The sequence below is a fragment of the Stratiformator vulcanicus genome (genome assembly GCF_007744515.1).
In the GTDB taxonomy this organism is placed as follows: domain Bacteria; phylum Planctomycetota; class Planctomycetia; order Planctomycetales; family Planctomycetaceae; genus Stratiformator; species Stratiformator vulcanicus.
The window spans coordinates 419,398-441,895 of sequence record NZ_CP036268.1 but is presented as its reverse complement, the minus strand read 5'-3'; the positions used below and the strand labels follow the sequence as shown (position 1 = coordinate 441,895).

The window sequence follows — 22,498 nt, the reverse complement described above, 5'->3', positions numbered from 1 at the left end:
GCCGGGCTGCCCTCAGGAGAGTCAGCATCGGGGAGGCGACACGATCCTGATGCTGTTGTCATTCCCATTTCCGGCGAAACCCCAAAAGTCGCGTTAATGTGCCTGCCTTGGGCGTTCCAGTGTGAATTCTCTGCCAACCATGTGTGGCCCGAGGCGACGGGAGGCTATGTGATAGCGAGTGCAGTTGTCAACAACATTCAATGCTTGCCAAAAGCGTGCTGCAGACTCAAGTTGCGGATCTGACTTTTTAAGTGGCCATGCCGACGGGATCAATAATTCGTCCACTACTTGCAGGACCGTGCCTCGTTCGAGACATGGCGGAGTTTGCGACCCAGTACGGCCGCTACAACTTTCGCCAACTCAACAGGGCTTTTGGCGTTGAGGATAGGACGGGTATAACAAACTCGTCGAATGGCTATGGCGACTGGAAGTCACTGAAAGTGCCGAAGTAGAAAGCCGAGGGTCGTCGGTAGATACCAATACCTGTGTTCGATGGCATTGCGAAGGTGTCTATTGCGTGACCCGGTTTCGCACATGCGGAATAAATACATTGGCCCTCCTTGATTCGTAGAATTCCCGCCGGATGCTTCGAAATGGCCTCATCGCCGGTCTCGAATTGACTGATCCTTCGCGTTTGACCTACTGTTCCAAGGTCAGCCGCCCAAGACTCGCGGTGCGCCGGCCATGGATCACAACACGTTATCAATCGGCTATTTACGAAAATCGCCTGCGACGGACGATTTTGATTAAGGAACGGGTCCCATGTGCGGAATTGTCGGATACGTCGGTTCTCAGGCCGCTTCGCAAATTTTGATCGNCGGATTGCGCCGGCTCGAGTACCGCGGGTATGACAGCGCCGGAGTCGGACTTTCGCACAACGGAACGCTAAAGGTTCATAAAAAAGCCGGCCGCGTGAAGGAGTTGGAAAAGGCGCTGGCGCAACAGTCGCCTCTCGGGTCGCTGGGAATTGGTCACACCCGCTGGGCCACGCACGGCCCGGCGACCGACGTCAACGCCCACCCGCATCGCGGCGGCAACGGCGAGGTGGTGCTCGTTCACAATGGAGTGATCGAAAACTACACGCTGCTGAGAAATCGCCTTGCTGTTTGTCACGACATTCTGGCAAATTCTGTCCGAAGTTTCGTGGCCCAGGCGATTTCCCCGCAGCACCGACCGTAGAGCCAAATCTGCGCCGGCCTGTTTGATCGCCTTCAGCACTCGCTGCTTCTGGCGTTCATCGGGAAGCCGGGCCTGAGAGAGCGAGATTCCCGTGACTTTCATGACGGTGATCACGAGTCGCAGCAGCGCGATCAGCTTCGCGTTTCGCTGCCGGAGCCGAACGACCTCCGCTTGTAGGAACGTGATGTCGCAGCCCAGCACATCCAGCGTCACGACCTCGTTCTGTGGTCTTGTCAGCCAGCCGTGCGCGGTGGAGCGAGGGACGCCTCGCGAAATCGCCGGTTCGATATCGCCCGTGGCTCGGACGAGTTCTTTCAGTCGGTGATCGTACTGGCGATGCGTGCGAGTGGCGTTGGACATCTCCCGATTGTCGCGGCATTGCACTCGCGAAGCGAACGTGTCGAATCAGCCGTGGCCAGTTGTCGGAAATTCGGACAGGAAGTGTCAGAATGTCGTGACAGACAGCACGGCAGATTTTCGGACCGGACGGGCGGCCCCTCTGAAGCCTGAGCCGTGGAGCATCGGTTTGGGATTCGAGGCGTCTTTCCTCGGTTCGGATACGCGGCCCCATTGAAGCCGGAACTTCTAATAGCTAAAAAAATCTCACGCACCCCGGATCTGCGGTGGCAGTTGACCTTGATGTGCAGTGGCCGGACTCCCGGCCACTGCACATCAAGAATGAACCCGGTCGTCTTAATCAAGCCGGAAAGTTATTTCTGCCGTCTCCGCCCATGCCTACGGCCGACGTTATAGCCTTTCCGGCTGCCGGTCCGTTTCCCTGCGCGGTACAGCCAGTAGCCGATACCGCCGATTAAGGCGATGTAGAACAGTTCTTCCATAGATTCTCCGTTTGGTTTCGTGTGGACCTTCCGCGCGATCACGGAATTAAGGGTTTCGATTGACGCTCGGCTGCGAGAACAGCGACGTGTTCCGCCGGAGGTCGACGGCGTCCCAGTCGATGTAGGAGCCGCTCTCGTCCTCTTCCTCCGGTCCGAAGCCGCGATGCTTGATTGTGCGGACGGTCTCACCGGTGGCTCGGGCGACGGCCCGGTTCAGGTCATTCGTGGTCATAGCTGAAAGCCTTTCAGGAATTAAAGAAGGCCGCCCCATTCGGGAGCGGCCTTCGGTATCGGTCAGGATTAATCGGCTAAGCCACGCGGCTCAGCCGAACATGTTCTTAAGCACCCAGTAGGCCAGCACAAGGGCAAGCATCGCGAGCACGAACTCGATCACCTCTCCCATGTCGCGAAAGCCCAGAATGCCGACTTGAACCAGCACGTTCACCGCGAGGGCGAACATCAGCATCCGCTCGAAGATCTGGTTATCTCCTTTTGTTAATTTGAGGGGTGGCCGACGGTGAGTTCCGCGGCCGTTAAGTTCAGCGTCTGCTCCGGCTCCGTCGGGATGCCGCGCAGCCAGCGGACGTACTGGTGCAGCATTAAGCCCGCGGCGATGTGGGCGGTGTAGATCACCCCGCGGGACGTGCAGCTGCCGGCTTGAGCCTCGTCTTGGGTGAATAGCGTCGCTTCGTACCGCGGGTGATCGTCATGCGACGACACAGCGAGCACGCGGATCACCTCCGCCAGCATCCGAGCGTCGCACCAGAAGCGGCAGCGGTCCTTAATGGCCTTCCAGATCGCCGACCGGGCCGAGATCGAGTCGACGCAGCAGAACACCGCTCGATGAACTTCATGGCGAGTGCGAAAGCGGTCGGCGATTCTCTGCACTTCGATCGAGGGGTCGATCTCACGGATCGCGTCCTGCACGGCATCGACCTTTAATCGGCCGACATCCTGCTGTCGGTACCCCTGCGTTGAGACGTTCGTCTCATCGACCGTGTCGAAGTCGATTANTTGCAGNGNCGGCACNCCGAGCGANGNCGCNTGNANGGCNACCTGCCGGCCGATCGCTCCGACGCCGATCACCGTCACCGGCGATTCAATAAGTCTCTCCTCGGGCACCAGCCCGCTCTGCCGCATTAAACGGCTTCTCATCCTCCCACCTCCAGTCCCAGTCGAAGTTCTATTCGTCGAAGAATTCATCCCGGTCGACGAGGTCCGGGCCGCAGACCGTCTGCGGTTGAAGCACTGTGAGATTGGCCGCGAGTTCGGCCTGCCACGACTTGTGATCCGTGGCTTCGAACGGATGCTCGAAGGTCACGTCGGCCCCGAGGTCGAGCGAGAAGCCCGGCTCGTGGCCGAAGCGAAGCCGGCCGTAGCACCGTTCGTGCTCCGACGGCGCGAGGTATTCGTTAGTTCCGTTATCAATCGACTCAATATCCGCCGAAAAATCTTTTGCCTTTTTAGCCTCCGCAATAACCAGCCCGAAGCATTAATCCTACAAGACTTGAAACGCTGACGACTGCGTGCAAGCATTTGTCCGTTCGTTCGTCCACCCCTGCCGGTTGTCTCAGCGTGCCGTATGGCCGACCAACAATTCGACGTCTTCCTCAGCTATAACACTCATGACCACGAAGTCGTGGAGCGAGTCAGGAGATGGCTGAAAGATCAGGGACTTACATGCTTCACGGATCGCACGTATCTCGTCCCGGGTCAGCCGTGGCCGAAGGCGTTGGAGAAGGCGATCGACGCCAGCGGTGCCGTTGCGGTCTTTCTCGGTAGTGCCGGGACCGGGCGATGGCAGGATCGCGAGCTATACCTAGCCCTCGATCGTCATACGAAAACAAAACTGCCCGTCATCCCGGTCCTGTTGCCCGGTGCCGACGCAGCTCTTGGATTTCTGTCACTCCACACGTGGGTCGATCTCAGCGATCCGGTCAACGAGTCGCGGCAGTTGCAAATCCTCGCCGCAGCAATACGCGGCCTCTCTCCGGCAGAGTTGGAGACCGAGTTTGAGCCGCAGCACCAAATCTGCCCTTTTCGCGGACTGCTTCCCTACCGCGAGCAGGACGCTCCGCTCTTCTTCGGCCGCGAGGTTTATACGCAACAGCTTGTTGATGCCGTCGCCGCTCACTCCATTATCGCCGTCGTTGGAGCCTCCGGCAGCGGCAAGTCCTCGGTCGTCCGGGCGGGGCTGGTCCCAGAATTGCGCGAAAGTTCCGAGAGTGTTTACGAAATCGCCACACTTGTCCCGACTAGCGATCCACTCACTTCGCTCGCGCGGACGCTGCTGCCGCTGATCGAACCGGAGAAGTGGATCAACTGGTCCAAGCGTGATAGGGATGTCGAAACAGAAAAATACGTCCGCGACTTCCGCGAAAAGAAGGGAACGTTGCGACGGTGCACCGAGCACGTTCTCGATGCGCAACCCGGCACCGATCGCCTCCTGCTCGTCGTCGATCAATGGGAGGAACTCTACACGCAGGCCAAAGATCCGGCAGCCGCAAAAACATTTATCGACCAACTCTTAGAAGCGACAATCGACTCTCCGCTCCGGGTCGTCTTCACCTGCCGCGGCGATTTTTACGGCCGCGTCATCAGCTACAGGCCGCTCACCGACCGGATTCAGAGAGATGCTCATGTCGCGCTCGGGCCGATGGGCGAGGATGAACTCGGCTCCGTCATTAAACGCCCGGCGGAGGAGACGGGTCTTCAATACGAGGAGGGCTTAGTTCGCCGCATCCTTGACGATGTTGGCAGCGAACCGGGCGGACTCCCGCTCCTGTCTTTCCTACTCGAAGAACTCTGGAAGCACCGCCGGGGCAACGGACTCACACACGAGGCCTATGACGCCGTCGGCGGCGTGCAGGGGGCGATGTCGAAGAAGGCCGAGGACCTTTACGCCGAACTCGACGGCAATAGGCAAAAAGAACTGCAACGCATCTTCATGCGGCTTGTCAGCATCGGCGATCAGAGCGAACTGACTCGGAGACGGGAGGATCTCAGCCACTTCGACGATAACCAAAAAGCAACGGCCGAACACTTCATCCAAGCCCGACTGCTGACGACCAGTTACGTCGAGCGCGCCGACGACCAAGCCGTCGAAGTCGCCCACGAAGCTTTGATCGACCGATGGGATCGGCTGAAGGATTGGGCGGAGGAGTCGAACGATTTTCTTCGTTGGCGCCAACGGCTGGAGATGCAAGTCGAGCAATGGTTAACGCAGGGACGCGATCAAGGAGCGCTGCTGAGAGGTGGCCCATTGGTGGAGGCCGAGGACTGGCTCGCGAAGCACAGTAGCGACCTGAGTGACGAGCAAATCGAATTTATTCAGGCAAGCATTTCGGAGCGTGCTGCGGAGCTGGAACGGCAACAAAAGATCAATTCGCGGCTGCGCAAATTAAGCGCCGTCGCGGTCTCTTTAGCGTTAATCGGAGTGATCGCGGCCGGCGTCGCGGGCTGGAAATGGAGCGAGGCCTCGGCGAAAGCTGTCGAAGCCGACACTCAGCGAGGAATCGCGGAGTATAAAACTCGGATCGCCGACACGGTGAAAGAGGAAGCAATTGCCGAGAAAAGTCGGGCGGACATGGAGGCGGAAAGGGCGAGACGCGAAAGCCGCGACGCTCATCGCCAGCTTGTATCCACGATGGGGCTGCAGGCACAGCTAATGGCGGAAGAGAGACCTGTTTCGGCGATGTTGATGGCGGTACGCGCAATTGGAGATGCGAGAAAGTTCGGAATAGAGTTTCCGGCGGCTGCCGAGCAGGCGTTCCGCGATCGACTGCAGGGCTTGGGCGGTGTCGCGCTGACTGGTCAAAATGGACCGATCTGGAACATCGCGATCGGGCCGAACGGTCGCTGGCTCGTCACCGGCAGCCGCGACGGGACCGCACGGCTGTGGGACCTGACCGCTGAACAGCCCGAGACGACCGCGCGCGTCCTCGCCGGGCACGATGGCTCGATCGGGAGCGTCGCGATCGGGCCGAACGGTCGCTGGCTCGTCACCGGCAGCGACGACGCGACCGCACGGCTGCACGCGTTGGATTGGAGAATCCTAATCGATGACGCTTACCGCGCCGTCGGCCGCAACTTCACCAAAGCCGAATGGAATGACCTCTTCCCCGGTGAGGAGTACGACCCACTCTGCCCGTTCGGCGACCTCAGCGACGGCGACCCCGATTGGCCGGAGCCGGCAGGCGAGCGTGGTCGGGGTGGTGGGCGAAGCGTGGGGCCTATCCGGCAGCCACCTGCGTCAGCCCTTTGAGCACCAAGGCGACAATCACCTCCATGCGGTCCGACTCGAACAGGACATGATTCTCCGCGGCGGTCAGACGGTTGTTCTGTCCGGCAACGCCGGATCGTTGGAAAGCGAAAACAAGGGCGGGGCAGTCGATCGCCTCGTCGGGATGCTCTTGGTTAAACGCATCGATGAAGTCGCTCTCTCCCGTCTTCGCCGGGATCGGAAAATTTTGACGCTGAAATGCCTCGCCGAGCCCGAGTAGCTTCAGTTCCTCTTCGTCGGCTTCCGAGATCGAAATACCGACGGCAAGCTCCGCGAGCGGGAGTTCGCTGCGGTCGGTCGACCAGGGGCGGGCGGGAGTCGTCATAGATTTGCCTCCCCGAAGACGTGAAACATTGTTTGCGGCGTGGCGACGCGGAGTGCATCGTCGAACTGGCGCAGCACGCTCATTTCCTGCGTCCCCAACGGCGGGTCGGTATAAAGTATTCCCGAGAGCCTATCGTTCCTTCGGGCTTCCTGCAGAACGGCCAACAACTCTGGCGATCAGCTCATAATTGTCAGGTCCGAAGGCAAGCCGAACAAGTCCAGCAGATTTTCGGTATGCTTTTCAAAGTAGGTCCGCTGCAACACCTCGGTCAGAAGCGCAGCCGTGATGTGTTCGCAGTCGGCTTCGGTCAGCCCATTTGCGTTAGGCTCGACGCGCGAGGTCGGTACGTTCCCCACATAAGGCAAGGAACGCTTCTCGCCCTCGTTCAGGGCGTCGACGCCAAGCATCGGCAGCCCCCGCCTCTTGGCTTCGAGAACCTCGAATCGGCACCACTCGCGAGAACTATAGCGATCGGTGAGGAATATCAGGAGTAACGACGATTCGCCGATTCCGTTGCCGAGCCGTACGGTGAAATCTTCGCCGGGCGCAATGTCCGCACGTCGATAAATGCGTTGAGCGGGCAGCTCGCGACCAGATGCTGATGGAACCCTTCAACCAGTCCACGCCCGCCAACACTGGCATGACTTAAAAATACATTCACGGCAGGAGTCCGCTCCGCCTTCGACGGATCCGCTTCGCCATCGACACGGGGCCGATTCAGTAGCAATTGACACAGTTCATGCACGACCGAGTCCGCGATAAACCCGTTACGCTCTTCGGTCGGTAGTGACGCCGCACGAATGAAGTTTGCCGCCCCGACTTCCGCATGTAGGTTAAACGCATGCTCCGAAAGAGCCACCGGCAATAACCGGTGCGGCCCGACCGGGTCACGCGTCTGTTCCCACAACTCGGCGACATACTCGCCCCACGGATCGTCAACGACGATCTCATCCGAGACGAGTACGACCACCGCCGACCGCTGACAGTCGTCGAATGAGATCGCCTTCGGCCGATCCCGGCCGTCTTCAACAACGCAGCGAAACCGGACCGGAATTCCGATCCCCCGCGACGTCGCACGCTCAGATCACGCGAGAGCCGGGCGAAGAGGTGACGTGCGATGGCTTCGCCGGAGGCGAAAGCCGGGTGCCAGACAATTTTGATCTCCAGGTTCGGATTGAAACGTGTCACATAACCACCGGTAGGGTATGTCGCCCTTAAGGTGTCACTTCAATCAAGCTCCAATAAGCTCACGTTGTCTACTTGTAGAGTTTTGATTCCACACTTCATGCCCAAATTCTCCAGTTTTTCATCGATCGAACATATTTTTACCTCAACGATAGTGATGTTTTTGCCGGTATCGCGCAAGCTGACTAAGGCTGTTCGAATGGCATTAACCGGCTGTTTAGAGTCATGGCAATGAAAAAATTCGATGATTCGCAGGTACAGGATGCCCAGCACGAAGCCGCTGTCCTGGAAGCTGACCGATTTGATGGATTTATCTCGTACAGTCAGAGAGCAGATAGTGCGCTTGCCACCGCCCTTCAGTATTCTCTTACACGTTTTGGAAAGAAGTGGTATCGTCGCCGCGCGCTTAGGTTGTTTCGCGACTTCACTAGTCTTTCAGCAACGCCGGAACTATGGCCTCTCTTGCGGCGAAACCTAGCTTCCTCCGAGTACTTCATATTGATTGCCAGCAAAGCAGCTTCTGAGTCACCGTGGGTTGCACGCGAAGCCGAATTCTGGTGCGAACACAGGAAGTCGCAAAATGTGCTGATTGTATTATCCGACGGAGAGATCGGATGGGACGGTGCCAAACAGGACTTTGACTGGAATAAAACAAACAGCCTTCCGAACACTTTTCAAAACGTTTTTGAGCATGAACCCCTCTTCATCGATTTACGCTGGGTCGAGTCAGAAGAAGACCGATCGCTAAAACATCCGAAGTTCGCTGATGCTGTCGCGACACTTGCTGCAGCGATTCACAAAGTGCCGAAAGATGAGTTGATCGGTACCGATGTTCGAGAGCATCGTCGCTTCAAAGTTGCCGCCACACTTTCACTGTGCATGATTGGCATCCTTTTCATTGGAATGCTCGCCACGGGTGCATTTTCGTATGTACAAAACCAGGTCGCTGCCTCACGCACAGAAGCAGCGATTAAGAGTATTGGAGACCAAGGCGAGAGTTTGATCGACACGTTGAATGCGATCAACACTGCGGGCCTCCAGCCGAATGCCGAGACGAATTCGCTTCGCACCCAAGTGATCTCAGATGCGATATCACGGATGAAAAGCATCACCAATGACTTACAGAAGTCGCCGGAATCACTACGCCGGCTCGTCGACGCTTACATTGTGATTGCCGAAAACCTGCGAGATATTGGAGCCATCGACAATTCAGCGCAACTCTTTGAAATTATTATTGTGATCTGCGAAGAGCTAACTTCCACTTCAGATAGCCGAGGCGAAGACCGAATACAAATGGCTTTTGTGCTAAATAATTACGGTCGCGTTCTCTCTCAAAACGCGAGGCATGAAGACGCAATTAAGGCGTATGAGGCGTCAGTGAAAGCGTGCAAGTTCGCAGCAAAAAATAACGAAGTAGCTACCATGCAAAAACGTCAACGGTCAGTCGCTTTGGGTAATCTCGCTAGGCTGAAGCGATCATTTTTACCACGAAGTAATTGGGATGAATTGCTTACCGAAGCTTACACACTTGAGAACGAGCTTGCTTCGTTGCATGATCACCCAATGCGCTCTTGGTTTCTATTAAACCTCGCTTCAACCGAAATGGCGCTTTCCGAAATAGCAAACGCTGACAACGAAGTTCAGGAAGAACCAGTCGCTCGACTCTTTCGGGCTTTATCTCACGTCGAAACCGCGATCGAAATACACGATCCCGACTCAAATCCGGCTCTCTGGAATTTCTATCGCAAGGCTGGCAGTATTCGCTTAGCAATCGCTCGCATTCAATTGTCGGACAGTGAGTACCGATCGGCTCGCGTCTTGGCAGTAACAGGCATCAAGAATCTCAACACCGGGATGCAACTCTACGCTGAAGAGCACTCGCCTTTTACCAATGTGCAAATTCTCTCGCATTTGGTCCATGCACACGAATTGATGCTCTCAATTGAGCAATCGGCCGCAAAACATCCTACGATGGAGCAGTTAGAATCATGGATCAGATGGATTGATGTGGCCATAGAAGAGTTCGGACCACATCTAGACGATGAATCCTGCAGAAGGCTTCGACAAAAGACATTCGACTTGGTCAGCCAGATTCGAGATCGAGCCCCGTCGAATCGAAACACGGCGTGGGGGGTGGCAAAGCGGTTGGCAATCGACATGCCTCGCGACCCACGCATTCTTGAACTCTTTGGAATAATTACCCTCGAATTGTTTGCTGACGGTCCAAACGCATCGCCCGATCGACTGTGGACATTCTGCGACTCTGCTGAGAGTTTTCTCGGCACAAGCCATACGGCGGGAACTTCGCAAAACCATCGCGAAAGGCTGCTGGAACTTCTCAGGAACGCGTATTTCTCCTTGCAACAACTTGGGTACGAAACAGAACGTGTAATCACTAGGCTTTCCGAGTTGGCCATCGACGCGACAATACGATATCCAGATAACAATCAAATATTTGTAGAAGCGATCCTAGCAACACGTGACCTCGCCCTAATTCGTGAGCCTGCGGCTGGCCTAAACGCCCTCGACGAGGCAATCAGTCGTATCGAGACACTCCATAATCCGCACGCCGCACAGCGGGCTCGACTTGCCGGACTACATCTAGCGCATTTACGTCAGGAGAAAGCCCTGGGCCTCCTTTTTCGACAGAAGTTGTCTCTGGCTTGCAACGAAATAATCACCGCCAGGCGATTAGTCGACAACATATTAGAGACTGACGTCGACGCCGAGACCTTTGAGATAATCGGCAGGATCCGCCGACAGGCAGCCGTGGCAGAGTTATTACGATTTGCAAGACATGAATTCGAGGAATGGTTCCGTGCATTCCCGTCTTAGGCCGCTATTTTAATGCAAACGTATCTTGCATCGAAAATCGCTCGAATGTGGTGGATTGGAGCTCGACTACCAAGCGAGAAGCGTCGAAAGCTGCATTGTACGCCCAGTGTTTCGATCGAGTACCCGAAAAGTCATGTCTTGGGGTGACTCGGCAACGGCTTTCAGCATCGATGCTGAACCCGTAATCTGTCGCCCGTTGACATGGGTGATAATATCATTGGTCTCTAGGCTTAAGCCCCGCTGTCCATTGGCGTCCGCACAGTTTCGCGACGGCATGTTCGCATGAGCCTTGATAATCCGGACTCCTCGGGAATGGTTTGTTAATGTGATGCCAAACCTCAGCCCATCTTGGTTGATGTCCTGGGCTCCCAAAACGGCCAAGTAAACGAAACGACCCCTTACTTCTTGCCTGATTTCGCCAGAGGTGGGGTCTTCCCGAAGAACGGTTGACTCGACAAGCTTGCGCGAAAGATTTGCGACTGATTTTCTTGGATCGGTAAATGAAAGCTGCCCGAACTGCTCGCGATGCCCTGGCTGGAGAGTTATCATTGTGCCGTCCGATAACTGCGCCGAAACGCCGTTTGGATATTCCACAACAGCATCATAGTTGCCACGAGGGATGTCCGCTTTCCATGATTTGTTCTTTTCCAAAAGGGGGCTTGTAAACCGTCTGCCCTGCCGTGTGGAAAGTGTCAGTCGTAGCGGCGACGCGGTCCTATTGGTGATCGTCTTCTCTTGGGCATTAGAGAAATGCGGCGTAAACACACTCATCAGCAAGATCGCGGTCACTATCGACACAAGGCGGTAAACCATTTCTTGACTCCTTCGAAGTGTTAACTGACGGACAATTGTGGGTGAACTGTAAACGATTGTTCAAATTTGGCTCTTCTAGGTCGCAATTGCTAGCGTAAACTCCACTCTCCCCGCCCAATCCGGCCAATCGATCAGCGGATTACGATTCCCTTGCATCTCGAAGATCGCCTGGTTGCGGTGGCGTTCGTATTCATTGGGCGGGTGGTCGTGGTGCCATTGGAGGAGGGTGCTGATGCGTTCGGCAGGAAACTCCTCCGGACTGTCGACCTTGCCGGGGTAGCGGAGCAGGAAGTAGAGCGTCGCGCGGGCGACGGTCCCCTTGCCCGCGACGGGCTCAAACTTGTTACTCAGCCGCTTACCGCACGCTGTGCGCTCGGCTTCTTCGAAGTCGGAGAAGTCGAAGTAGGCGATGTTGCTGCGAAAGCTGTTGCAGCCTGACTCGCAAGCGAAGAGGTGGTGCAGGTCGCCCCGCATCGGCTCTTTTTTATTGTACCAACTCTGTGGCACGACGTGCTCGCAATTGTAAGGCAGCCGAGCTTCGAGCAAGTTGAGTTCCTGTTCCATTCGTTCGGCGGTAAAGGTTTCCGCACGCAACATTCCATTAAGAACCTGCGTTCTCTCCTCCTCAATGCGGAAGTCTTCGCGGATGAACTCGGCGGGATCGTAGGCCTTACCGGAATAAATGCTGCGGAGCATGCCGTCCTTGTGGAGATCGACCCAAGGGTAGACATGTTGGCTTGGGGCGTACTTCGGCTGATTCGCATGCGTCGATTTCAGGAGGCGGCTTAATTTTTCGAAGAAGTCACGGCGGGAGAGATTCTCGGCGTCGATGTCGCGGTAATACTCGTCACGGTCGCGATGATCTTGTCCTCCATCATAATAAGTGCGGCGACGCCCCTGCTCCAACTCCGCGAGCGCCTGCTGCATACCCTCATTGTCTGTGGGAGGAGTGACCGACTGCGGCCTGTCTATAGGCGTGGACGGGCCGCCGAAGGCTCCGGATGCGGGCGGCGTCAGGGGGGAGCCGAGGGAGATGCTCACCTGCAGCGGCACCGTAAAACTGATTTCGGCTGCCGACGCTACGGAAGAGCCCGGCGTCATATGCCCGGCTGAGGGATTCTGCTCCGATTGTCGGGGGCGAGCCGTGAGCGATATCGCCGATTGGTCGGAGCTCCCGTCATCGGGAAGATGAATCGTAGTCGGCAGCGGCGATTCAAGGTTAAACAGGTCGTCCCGCAGCCGCTTCTGCGCAGCAGTGAGCGACGACTGATCCTTAATGAAACCGGCAATCCGCGTAACGTGAACTCCCTCATTGGCGATCCACTTTAGTTTGTGCTCGCCCATCCACTGCTCCCACTTGCGACCGTCGGTCGACATGTAGCCGCCGTCCGGGTGAGGTTCCGGCACGCCGGAGTGGTGCAGGGCCACGATCTCCCACTGATCATTAAAGACGGGGGAGCCTGAGGAGCCCGGGGAGGTGTCGGTTTTATAGTGGGCGAAGTCGTCGAGCAGGTCGATCACCTGATTTTCACGTAATGCGATCTGCTTCGGCTCGCCGCTAGGGTGCTGGATAATCGTGACATATTCGCCCTTGACGAGCAGGCCCTCGGTCTCTGAAAGCCGGTTCCAGCCCCAATCCTCCGGCTTGCGGGCTGATCCGCCATCGGGCTGCACCGCCACCAGTGTGAAATCGAGCCTCCGATCGGTGAGGAAGAAGGCTGACGGATTCAGCCGAAAGAAAACGCTCCGCTTCGTCTTTCCGGCAAGGTCGAGTTCATAGTCGAATTCAATTTCACTCCCGGCGGCGTCCTGCTCTGTTTCGAGCACGTGATTATTGGTGAGAATTAACTGCGGCGAGACGAGAAATCCGGTGCCGTGGCCGAGGCGATTGCCGCGACTGTCTTTAATATGAATCCGCCCCACGCTCCGGGCACGATGTAGTCCCAGGGCCAGAAAGGCGATCGGCATCAGGTCGTTCGAACCGAGAATCCGTTCCAGCGTGACATTCTCGATAATGGCACGGGCCCCGGCGGCCGGCGCTACTTCCGGCGCGGAAAACGATCGAGTCCCGACCCCCGCCGTTGCCTCCGGCGGAGCCCCGAGCCGCTCCATTCGCCGACGGACGACATCGTCCTCGTTCGCTCCGATGAAGTCCCGCTTTTCGAGCCGCTCCGTCGCCTGCTCCCGCGGCTGCTCTCGCTCGTTATAGCGATTCTTCGTTTCGTCAACTCGCTCAAGAAGCCGTTCAATCGGTGACATGTCGGTCCGTTTCTGTAGTGAGGCGCCGGCGATCCGTCTGTGAACATACGAACGATCCATTCTGTCAAAATAACTAGTTCCACATATCGGGAATGTGAACGCAAGTGTCTACAGATGATTTTTTCAGTGTATTGCTGTAGACGTAGATGCCTAGACTCGTGCTTGGAAAGTCAGACTTTCGACAGCGGAGCAGCAACATGCCTGTGACTTCAACCTGGACGGTTCCATTGCAGGTGACCCTTTCCCTCGGATCTGCTTCGCCCGAATTGCGCGAGCGTTCGGGGCGAGGCGTCACTGCCGAAGGGCTGTTTGGCGGTTCCGATTCCGATGAGATCCCCTTTGAGGAGGCATCCCGCCGATTCAACGCGGCTTCGTTCTCTGAGTCCGCGTTCGGTTGGCAGACGGCGTTAAATACTGCCCTGTGCAGTGCTTTGGCCTACCGGGATGGCGGCGCGGTGCAGCAGACCGCGAAGAATCAGTGGGGACTCGAGACCGCCGTCCCCTTCGCCGAGGCCGATACGGAGGGATTCGTCGCTTCGAATTCCGATGCAGTCGTTGTCGCCTTCCGTGGGACGCAACAGGTTCGCGACTGGCTGGCGAATTTGAATGTCGGCTACACTCAATTTCCGCTGGGCACCGTGCACCGCGGGTTCTTCTTCGCATTGCAGGCGGTGAGGTCGCAGGTGGAAGAGGCGATCCGCGACGCCGGCGGTGCGAATAAGAAGGTCTACTTCACCGGTCACAGCCTCGGCGGCGCGTTGGCGACGTTGGCGGCCGCCGAGTGGCACGGCGACTTCGAGATCGCCGGCGTCTACACCTTCGGGCAGCCGGCGGTCGGGTTGAGCAACTTTCGCTCGGCAATGGCGGTTCGCTACCCGGACTCCTTCCACCGCTTCGTCAACGAGGACGACATCGTCCCCCGCGTCCCGCCATTCTATCGGCACGTGGGGAAGCTCTATCACTTCACCGGTGACGACACGCTGCGGCACGAAAGCCTTGCCCCGCAGGCGATCGGCGACGACACCCCCACGATGTCCCCCGCCCAGTTCGAAGAACTCCAGGCCCGCTGCCGCGCCGCAAAGGCCGCCACGCCCCTTATTGAAAGCGCCCGCGGCGACCTGTTCCTCGAAGGCTGGCTCCCCAGCATCCGCGACCACAATATGGAGCGATATCTGACCAAGATCCTGGGACGGTTGGCCTGAATTATTTGCTGACAGATTGACATCTTCTTCTGTGTCGGGAAACAGCCTGATGTTTAATCAACCGTCCCACACGTCTGATTCTCGGCGGACCGCACGACGATTCGGTGCGTTCATCAGCTATTCTCGTCGCGACAATAGCTCCCGCAACCGAAATTGGGCAGATTGGCTGCAGGACTACCTTGAACACTACCAAATACCTTCGTCGCTAATTAAGTCGGACGGTCGAAGATCATTTTTCCCAGTTTTCGTCGATCACGACGAATTGGCCGTGGCTCACCGATTGACGGATTCTCTAAAGGACAAACTGAGCAAATCAGATGCGTTGGTCGTGTTGTGCTCTCCACGATCCGCCGTCTCACCGCATGTCAATCGCGAGATTACCGAGTTTCGTGAGTTGAAATCCGCGGACAGAATTTTTTGCGTCATAATTGATGGAGATCCATCGACGCGTGAGCCCGGTGTGACGTGTTTCCCGCCGGCTCTGTTTGAAAACACCGAAGATCCCCCATTGGCCGCGGATTTTCGACCCTCAGGATTGCCAAATCAGGGTTTTACATCGTCTGCTGCCCTGCGTCGTCGTCTCATTGCAGAAGGCAAGGGCCGCGCTGATATCCAAGAGCAAACGCGGAACTATGCGAAACGGCTGAGAGTTGAAAGACTCCGGCTGCTAGCGGGCCTACTCAAAGTCGAGTATGGGCTATTTGTAAGGAAGCACAATTTAGCCGAAAGGCGACGATTTCTTTTGAAGTCGGTCGCAATGATTGCAATTGCGGGGCTCTCCGTATTTGGTCTTGTCCTTTACGTCGCGACTCGTCCGTCGGTGGCACGATATCGACTCAAGCATATTCACGGTGCCGAAATTGATGGCGACACAAACATTTTAAGAATAACATTTCCTTCTGCAGCAGCAATTGATCTCTACGGGAACGTCGAGAGTGTTGTTTCGCTGGCCACCCAGGCCGGCACGACGACCCATCTCGTCATCCAAGGTGGAGAAGGTCTTCATCTTGAGCCGATTGCCAAGCTGGAGTCGTTGGAACGGCTGATCTTGAGAGGATGCAAAAACCTGCCGTCACTTCAATTCATTAATCGACTATCACGCCTGAAGGAGTTGAGCCTCACAAGCACGGAGCTCTACCCGGCTCGCCTACGTGATATAGAGCGTAACGATACCATTGAAATACTGCACCTAGGAGGAAACCGAGCGATAAAGAGCGAAGATGCCGTGTACACACTGCGTACAATGAGGTCGCTGACGACACTAAATCTTCCGGCATGTGAACAGCTTGTCATCGATCTCGAAGTCGTGGCTGCATTTGATTCAACAGAAGCTCTTCAGTCGCTGAACCTATCAGGTATCGACTGGCCCAGGTCAACACCAAACGCGGTCGAAGCATTGATAAATAGTGCGGCGACAAAGAACGTCGACTTAATTGGATTGCCTTCGGAGGATAATGAAGGCGAATTGACCGGCACGGAGCCCGAATCGTCGAGACCTCTTTTGAAAAGGCGAGAAAATGAAGATGCTGCTGAAGTGTGTGCTCTTGGCGACCGCCTGCTGCATTGGTAGTAGAGCCGATGCAGGGACCGTCAGTTTTCGTAACTCTACCTCTGGGAAAATTCTTGTTCGGTGTATATCCGGTGGCAATGTCTCACCAAACGCTGAGTATCGTCGGGAAATCGCGCCCGGCCAATCGCATTCACGGTCGAGTTTTGCAAATGGAATGAGGGTGGTCGGTGTCTGGAATGCCGATCGCACGATCTGTGCGTGCCAAGTGATTTCAGTTACGGACGATCCGCAAGACCTGACAGTCACCGAGGATGACGGGATTCTTCGGATATCCGTCCCGTGTGCTGAATGTGAATCCGAGTAAGAGGCCCATTTGTCGCCACAGGAGGTGGCGACATTTTCTTTCTAATCTCAGCCCAGAGCTGGATTTGTTTGTTGATAAAACCGTCTAACGCGGTCCGCATTTATTTTACTGACGAGAGGACCATATTAGTGACGTGATATCTTTTCTCGAACATTTACGAGGGTGTAGTCGATGAAACGCCAACAATGGCTCGCCAACTGGGGTCTGTCGAATCTTAAGCTTTCGGCCCCGTTTCTTGAAGCGGAATTTGAACCACAGGATTATGATCGCGACGCGGCGTGGGAGCTTTACATCGAACTGCTCACGCGGGTGGCAACGCAGCCGTTGCCGACAGATCATGGCGACGAGGCGGCTGCGCTGAAGAGTTTATATAAGTTATTTCCCGTCACCCGCGAGATATTAAGGCGGAACGGAAAGTACACGGGCGAGTTCGCCAAGATCGCGATCCCCGTGCTCAATCAGGTCCTCCGCCCGGTGACGGCGAAGTGGCACCCAATCAGCCTGAGTGATGGTTTTAAGGATGAAGCGCGCCGAACAGAGTTCCGTGCCGATCTCAGACGAATCCGTCCAACTCTCGTTCAGTTCAGTAGGGCCCTCGCTGATCTCGCTGGCGTGGAAGACCTGACCGAATTGGAAGAACCGGCGAACCGAACGACGGGCAATTAGTACACGCGAACGGCTTCAAATCGTAATTGGTAACGCTATGGCTTCGGTCGAGTCTTCACGCCCCACGCTACTCGTTCAAACGGTTGCGTTTCACGACAATGATGCGGAAGACGCCCGGAAGGTCGGGCTCGCGCTCTACAATGAGCTGACTCGGCCGCTGGATGATCCGCTCGCTTTCGGAGGCGGCATCCCGGTGCTGTGCAATGTGCATCCCGATCGAGTCGATTTCAGTGCGGCGGAGATCGTCGTGACGATACCCGTGCTCGGTGGCTCGGCGTTTCATTACGCCAAAGAAAGCACCGTATTAAGGATTCAGGAGTGGCATCAATTATGCGATGAAGGAAGAGTGCTGCCGCTGCCAATTGATGACGTCTGGCGTAATGCCGAAGGGACGATTCCAGGCACACCGTTGCTGACGCAGTTATATGAAGCTGACGACGTGCTTCCTGGGCGAGCCACGATCGACGAGATCGTACTGGCTCTCTACAGGCAACTGCGCAATGATCGTCCGTCATTGTTTGTTTCCCACGCCAAGGCCGATCTTAAAGCGACACAGAATGCGGCCAAGCGAATCGCTGCATTCGGTAAGACGCAACGGAGTGGCATCGATTCGTTCTTTGATCGCACTGAGCTGATGGTCGGCAAGCCGCTGGACGAACAAATTGAAGGTTTTTTGGAACAAGGCGTTTTTGTCGCCGTTCGGGGAGACAATTACAGTTCGCGCGTGTGGTGTCAGCGGGAAGTGCTGCACGCCAAGAAGAATCATCTGCCGACTTTGACGGTTGAAGTCTTATGCCGGGGCGAGCGGCGGAGTAGTGCCTACGGCGGGAACGGTCCAACGGTCGTTTGGGGTGACGTCAACAATGAGGAGCAGATTCTATCGAAAGCGATGATCGAGGCACTGCGGGCGGCGCACTTCGAGCGAGAAGCAGAACGGGTCGCGTCACTAAATAATCTGCCGAAATCCAGCATTCTGACGCGACCTCCCGAGTTGCTTGATCTCATGCAGGGTCCGCTCAAAGCGGGTGCGCCGCAATTGGTCATGTATCCCGATCCAGAGCTTCCGGTGCTTGAGCACGAACTGCTGCGCTCGGCCAATCCGCGTCTGAGGCTTGTCACTCCGCTGACGGCGTTCCGGCATTTCTTGCAGATCGAGGATCATGCGGAGTCGGAACCGCACACTTCGTCCCCGCTGTCGGGATTTAAAGTCGCGCTGTCACTTTCCAATAGCCCTGACGTCGATCAGGCGGACGGCTTTTCGGAGTATCACGTGCAAGACGTGATTGTGCAAATCGCACGAGCGATGGTGTCGACGGGGGCAGCGATCGTTTATGGCGGCGATCAGCGGCGAGGCGGCTACACACTTCTGCTGGCAGAATTGATCGCGGCTTATAACCAGACGGCGGCAAATCCGGCCGAATTGCTGATAAATTTTCTTGCTGCTATTGAACCGACCAAACTTTCGCCGGGCGTTCCGGTCACACTTTCCCATCTGGCGGAGTCGGACAACCTAACCAGGCGTCGGATTCTACCTCCTGAGGAGAGCGAGCAACATCCTGCCGCAATGTACTATTCTGACATGCGTCGAATTATCGCTCAGGAGATCGATGCCCAAATTCTCGTCGGCGGTAAGACATATCCGAAGCTCCACGACGAAGATCATGATGGCTACTCAGGCTTATACCCCGGAATCGTCGAAGAGGCGTGGCGAGCTTTGGAGCAGAATCTTCCCCTCTATGCCGTAGGAGGATATGGCGGAGCGGCGGAGTTGGTGGCGATACTATTAGGGGGTGGTTCATTTCCGGAAGCACTTGACGATACGCACTGGAGACAACAGGAACGCTATCGTAATAACGCGGAGGCGATTCTTGCGGACCATCGTTTTGCGGAATTAAACCTACCCCACTCGATGGAGGAGTTGGCTCAGGCGATCCGCGAACGCGGAACTACGTTGCTCGCCTCGTCTAAGTCTTCAAGAGCGTGGAATGGCCTGAGCGTTGCAGAGAACCGCATGCTCTTCGACTCGCGCGACCCTGTGCTGATCAATACGCTGATTATGAAGGGCCTGCTCGCGGTCGCGCGAAAGCAAACTGAAGGAAAGCTTTCGATCGAACTTGTTTACGCCACAGTCAAGGATGCCGTGAATCTCGACGCCATTGCTATAGCGACCTTCGCGGACGTCCCGTTAGGGGGTGCGGGGGCCGCTCTCGATGATTTTGCGGTCGGACTTTTCAAAGAGGGCCGGATGTCGGCTCGCCCTTTAGTCGGCGACGAGAGCAGCCACCGCATCGACGCCGATTGGGTGTTGTCCAGTTCGCTTGGAGAACCCGCAGAACCTGTAGAAATCTTTGACAAAATCTGTGGGGCCGCTGAGCAATGCGCCGAATTCTGTCAGCGGTTTGGTCTTGAAAGGCTCGGCGTCGTCACGTTCGGTGGCCGCGCCATCGGTGATAGCGCCAAGGTCGTCGAAGCGATGCTGAGCGGTCTCGCGCTCCTCGGGGACCGAACGCAAATTTGCTGGTTTGAATCGAAAGAGCATGAGTTTGAAAAGGTTGAAGCAATCCTGAGAAAAGATCCGAAGGTTCATCTAACCACTCGAAGGGTCGAGTCTTCAATACGAGTGCTTGAGCCGTCAGCGGAACCGTTTGTCGTGCATGTCACTCACAGTGACGACGGGTTAACAGTGGCGACTCTTCCTCCGTCCTCCAGTCCAGTGGGAGGCCTCAGGCGGACCAAACTGTCAGAAGAGCAAATCGGCCGGTTGGCCTCTGGTTCGGGTGACGGGCGGAATACTCCGACGGCTGACGAGATCGCCAGACGCGGCGACGAATTGGCTGATATGTTGTTCGGAGCAGACGCTACCGAGTTGCTCAGCCTCGTCGCTGGGTCTCGGTTCGTCGTTGCGCATGACATTTCCGCTTCAAAACTCCCGTTCGAGTGTCTGCGGTCAATTACAGGCGGGACACCGGCGACATTTAAAGGGCTTACCCGATGCTTGATCGTGCCGGGCCTGCCATCGAACCGCATGTTCGGCAAGGCGCCGCGGACGACCAAGCTGCGGGTCTTACTCGTGGTCGATCCGACGGGCGACTTGGAAGGTGCTCGAAGAGAAGGTAATGTCGTCGAGAAAATTCTCGATGCCACAGGTGCCGTCGAAGCGGTCATTCTTCATCGAGAAGACGCGAATCGCGAAACGTTTGCCGCCGAGCTGGAACGTGCCGACCTGCTTCATTACTGCGGCCACGCATTCTTTGACGGTCCGGGTGAGACAGAGAGCGGACTGGTTCTGTCGGGGAAGGAGGAGTTTCGACTTGCGGAGCTTGCCGGGCTGAAGGTGCCGCGCGTTGCAATCTTCAATGCCTGCGAAGCCGGACGCGTCCGAGGATACCGAGGCGAACCCGATCCTGAAAAGGCGGCCAGCTTCGCAGAGTTCTTCCTCCGTGGCGGGGTCGAATCTTATCTCGGAACCTTCTGGCGGGTCGGCGATCTCGCGGCAGCAATGTTCGCTGAACGCCTCTACGGCAGCCTCGCTGCCGGGGAGAGCCTGCTCGATGCTGTCACCGCCGCCCGCTGCGCGCTGAGGGATCACCAGCCCGAACAGCCCGACTGGGCCAATTACCTCCTCTACGGCGACGGCCGCTTCCGTTTGCGGCAGTAATCGGATCTACGAAACATCTTGCCGAGAAGAACGAGACATTCGAAATCAGTCCGGCTCCGGCCAATTGGGCACGCTGTCACTGAGAAAACTAATCGAACGGAGCAGGTCGCTCGCACTCCGCATGTATCAGGAATCTGGGGCAGGACACCTCCCACAGCGGCCATAATCAACTCGTGCCGCCGATGCATCTGGCATCCACCTTGAAGGATGCCCCCCGGCCACCAGCTTGAATGAATCGTCCCCAAATTGCCATGATCGGTGCCCACGCTACCTATAGGGAGCAGATCCCCAGCGAACCATGAAGGACTAAGCGGCATGGGATTAAACCAACTTCAGCAGACATTCTGGCCAATCGAACGGGCGAAGCCCCCTGCCGCAATTGCTTCTACCGCGATTGCGCCCGCAAAGCCGACGGAAGTCTTCGATACCTATTGGCAATTCGCTGCCGAGCGTCAGGCCATCTTCTTTCGGCGATACTTGGGCAACTCGTACCCGTGGTCGGATGATGAGATTCTGCAAACCTACAAGTTCACCAACGCGTACCGCGCTTCCGATCGCGTGAGCCAGTACTTGATTCGCAACGTGATCTATCATGGTCCTCAAACAACGGAAGAAATCTTCTTTCGCACGATCCTCTTCAAGTTGTTCAACAAAATCGAAACGTGGAAATTGCTGACGCATGAACTCGGTCACTTGAGTTATAAGTTTTACTGTTTTAAAGAGTATGACCGGGTTTTGACCCACGCTATGAAGATTAAAAAAACGATTTACTCCGCGGCCTACATCATGCCTTCCGGAAGTCGGAAAAACGGTAGCACAAAAAAACATCGCAGCCATCTGCGGCTACTGGAGCGGATGATGGAGGATGGCGTTCCTGGCCGCATCGCCACGGCCGCATCTATGCAAGATGCCTTCCGGATCCTCGTATCGTACCCGATGATCGGCGATTTTCTGGCGTACCAGTACATAACGGATTTGAACTACAGCGGGATTTGCGACTTCACGGAAATGGAATTTGTCGTTCCTGGTCCAGGTGCGATCGATGGCATCAGCAAGTGTTTCACTTCGCTCGGCGGTCTCACCGAAACGGAGATCATCAAACTGGTCACCCAGCGACAAACCGAGGAATTTGACCGGCTTGGCCTAGAATTTCAAAGCCTCTGGGGACGGCCGCTGCAACTAATTGACTGCCAAAATTTGTTTTGCGAGATCAGCAAATATGCCCGCGTTCGGCATCCAAACGTGAGAGGTGTCGCCAATCGGACGCGAATAAAGCAGAAGTACAAACCTAATCTTGATTCGCTCTCTCTGTGGTATCCGCCTAAGTGGGGTATCAACGACTGCATCGCAATCGAGTTCCATGAACAGAAAGGTTAGCTGA

17 protein-coding genes and 1 pseudogene are annotated in these 22,498 nt (G+C 56.3%); 8 read left to right on the top strand and 10 right to left on the bottom strand.

What is annotated here, in order from left to right:
- Positions 1-762: 762 nt before the first annotated feature.
- Positions 763-1,104: pseudogene (locus Pan189_RS01635) on the top strand (glutamine--fructose-6-phosphate transaminase (isomerizing)); the annotation flags it as partial.
- A 785-nt stretch (positions 1,105-1,889) separates the two neighbouring features.
- On the opposite strand, the gene Pan189_RS21145 reads toward Pan189_RS01635, so the two are convergent.
- The 5 genes from Pan189_RS21145 to Pan189_RS21135 all read right to left on the bottom strand — a co-directional run bounded on the left by Pan189_RS21145 (position 1,890) and on the right by Pan189_RS21135 (position 3,339).
- On the bottom strand, positions 1,890-2,018 hold the full coding sequence (locus tag Pan189_RS21145; protein WP_310820943.1) for a hypothetical protein: 129 nt from the start codon (positions 2,016-2,018) through the stop codon (positions 1,890-1,892).
- Positions 2,019-2,064: 46 nt separating this feature from the next.
- Complete coding sequence (locus Pan189_RS01630) at positions 2,065-2,250, bottom strand: hypothetical protein (protein WP_145362227.1); 186 nt, start codon at positions 2,248-2,250, stop codon at positions 2,065-2,067.
- A 90-nt stretch (positions 2,251-2,340) separates the two neighbouring features.
- Positions 2,341-2,478 carry a hypothetical protein gene (locus Pan189_RS21140; protein ID WP_310820942.1) on the bottom strand — a complete coding sequence of 46 codons (138 nt, stop codon included), beginning with the start codon at positions 2,476-2,478 and terminating at the stop codon, positions 2,341-2,343.
- Positions 2,479-2,513: 35 nt separating this feature from the next.
- Positions 2,514-3,158 carry a ThiF family adenylyltransferase gene (locus Pan189_RS01625; protein ID WP_445785724.1) on the bottom strand — a complete coding sequence of 215 codons (645 nt, stop codon included), beginning with the start codon at positions 3,156-3,158 and terminating at the stop codon, positions 2,514-2,516.
- A 43-nt stretch (positions 3,159-3,201) separates the two neighbouring features.
- Positions 3,202-3,339: a hypothetical protein gene (locus Pan189_RS21135; protein WP_310820941.1), complete on the bottom strand. Its 138-nt coding sequence runs from the start codon at positions 3,337-3,339 to the stop codon at positions 3,202-3,204.
- A 261-nt stretch (positions 3,340-3,600) separates the two neighbouring features.
- On the opposite strand from Pan189_RS21135, the gene Pan189_RS01620 reads away from it, so the two are divergent.
- The gene (locus Pan189_RS01620; RefSeq protein WP_145362225.1) at positions 3,601-6,282 is read left to right on the top strand and encodes an nSTAND1 domain-containing NTPase; all 2,682 of its coding nucleotides are present in this window, start codon (positions 3,601-3,603) and stop codon (positions 6,280-6,282) included.
- Here the strand turns inward: Pan189_RS01620 and Pan189_RS01615 are convergent.
- The 3 genes from Pan189_RS01615 to Pan189_RS01605 all read right to left on the bottom strand — a co-directional run bounded on the left by Pan189_RS01615 (position 6,251) and on the right by Pan189_RS01605 (position 7,595).
- Positions 6,251-6,625: a hypothetical protein gene (locus tag Pan189_RS01615; protein ID WP_145362224.1), complete on the bottom strand. Its 375-nt coding sequence runs from the start codon at positions 6,623-6,625 to the stop codon at positions 6,251-6,253. The two genes, Pan189_RS01620 and Pan189_RS01615, sit on opposite strands and share 32 nt — an antisense overlap.
- A 176-nt stretch (positions 6,626-6,801) precedes the next feature.
- Entirely contained in the window at positions 6,802-7,032 is a 231-nt protein-coding gene (locus Pan189_RS21130; protein ID WP_310820940.1) for a hypothetical protein, read from the bottom strand.
- A 77-nt stretch (positions 7,033-7,109) separates the two neighbouring features.
- The gene (locus Pan189_RS01605; RefSeq protein ID WP_145362222.1) at positions 7,110-7,595 is read right to left on the bottom strand and encodes a hypothetical protein; all 486 of its coding nucleotides are present in this window, start codon (positions 7,593-7,595) and stop codon (positions 7,110-7,112) included.
- A gap of 446 nt (positions 7,596-8,041) precedes the next feature.
- On the opposite strand from Pan189_RS01605, the gene Pan189_RS01600 reads away from it, so the two are divergent.
- Positions 8,042-10,645, top strand: a complete 2,604-nt coding sequence (locus tag Pan189_RS01600) for a TIR domain-containing protein (RefSeq protein ID WP_310820939.1) — start codon at positions 8,042-8,044, stop codon at positions 10,643-10,645.
- Between the two features lie 66 nt (positions 10,646-10,711).
- Here Pan189_RS01600 and Pan189_RS01595 read toward each other — a convergent pair whose 3' ends face one another.
- Both Pan189_RS01595 and Pan189_RS01590 read right to left on the bottom strand, forming a co-directional pair.
- The gene (locus tag Pan189_RS01595; protein WP_145362220.1) at positions 10,712-11,458 is read right to left on the bottom strand and encodes a serine protease family protein; all 747 of its coding nucleotides are present in this window, start codon (positions 11,456-11,458) and stop codon (positions 10,712-10,714) included.
- A 75-nt stretch (positions 11,459-11,533) separates the two neighbouring features.
- Positions 11,534-13,717, bottom strand: coding sequence for an endonuclease (locus Pan189_RS01590; RefSeq protein ID WP_310820938.1), 2,184 nt, complete (start codon positions 13,715-13,717; stop codon positions 11,534-11,536).
- A 197-nt stretch (positions 13,718-13,914) separates the two neighbouring features.
- On the opposite strand from Pan189_RS01590, the gene Pan189_RS01585 reads away from it, so the two are divergent.
- The 5 genes from Pan189_RS01585 (at position 13,915) to Pan189_RS01565 (ending at position 22,494) form a co-directional block, all read left to right on the top strand.
- Positions 13,915-14,919, top strand: coding sequence for a lipase family protein (locus tag Pan189_RS01585; protein ID WP_310820937.1), 1,005 nt, complete (start codon positions 13,915-13,917; stop codon positions 14,917-14,919).
- 49 nt (positions 14,920-14,968) lie between these two features.
- Positions 14,969-16,489: a toll/interleukin-1 receptor domain-containing protein gene (locus tag Pan189_RS01580; protein ID WP_145362217.1), complete on the top strand. Its 1,521-nt coding sequence runs from the start codon at positions 14,969-14,971 to the stop codon at positions 16,487-16,489.
- Positions 16,490-16,964: 475 nt separating this feature from the next.
- Positions 16,965-17,459, top strand: coding sequence for a hypothetical protein (locus Pan189_RS01575; protein WP_145362216.1), 495 nt, complete (start codon positions 16,965-16,967; stop codon positions 17,457-17,459).
- A 37-nt stretch (positions 17,460-17,496) separates the two neighbouring features.
- Positions 17,497-21,117, top strand: coding sequence for a CHAT domain-containing protein (locus tag Pan189_RS01570; RefSeq protein WP_145362215.1), 3,621 nt, complete (start codon positions 17,497-17,499; stop codon positions 21,115-21,117).
- 258 nt (positions 21,118-21,375) lie between these two features.
- Positions 21,376-22,494, top strand: a complete 1,119-nt coding sequence (locus Pan189_RS01565; RefSeq protein WP_310820936.1) for a nucleotide kinase domain-containing protein — start codon at positions 21,376-21,378, stop codon at positions 22,492-22,494.
- The last annotated feature ends 4 nt before the right edge of the window (positions 22,495-22,498 follow it).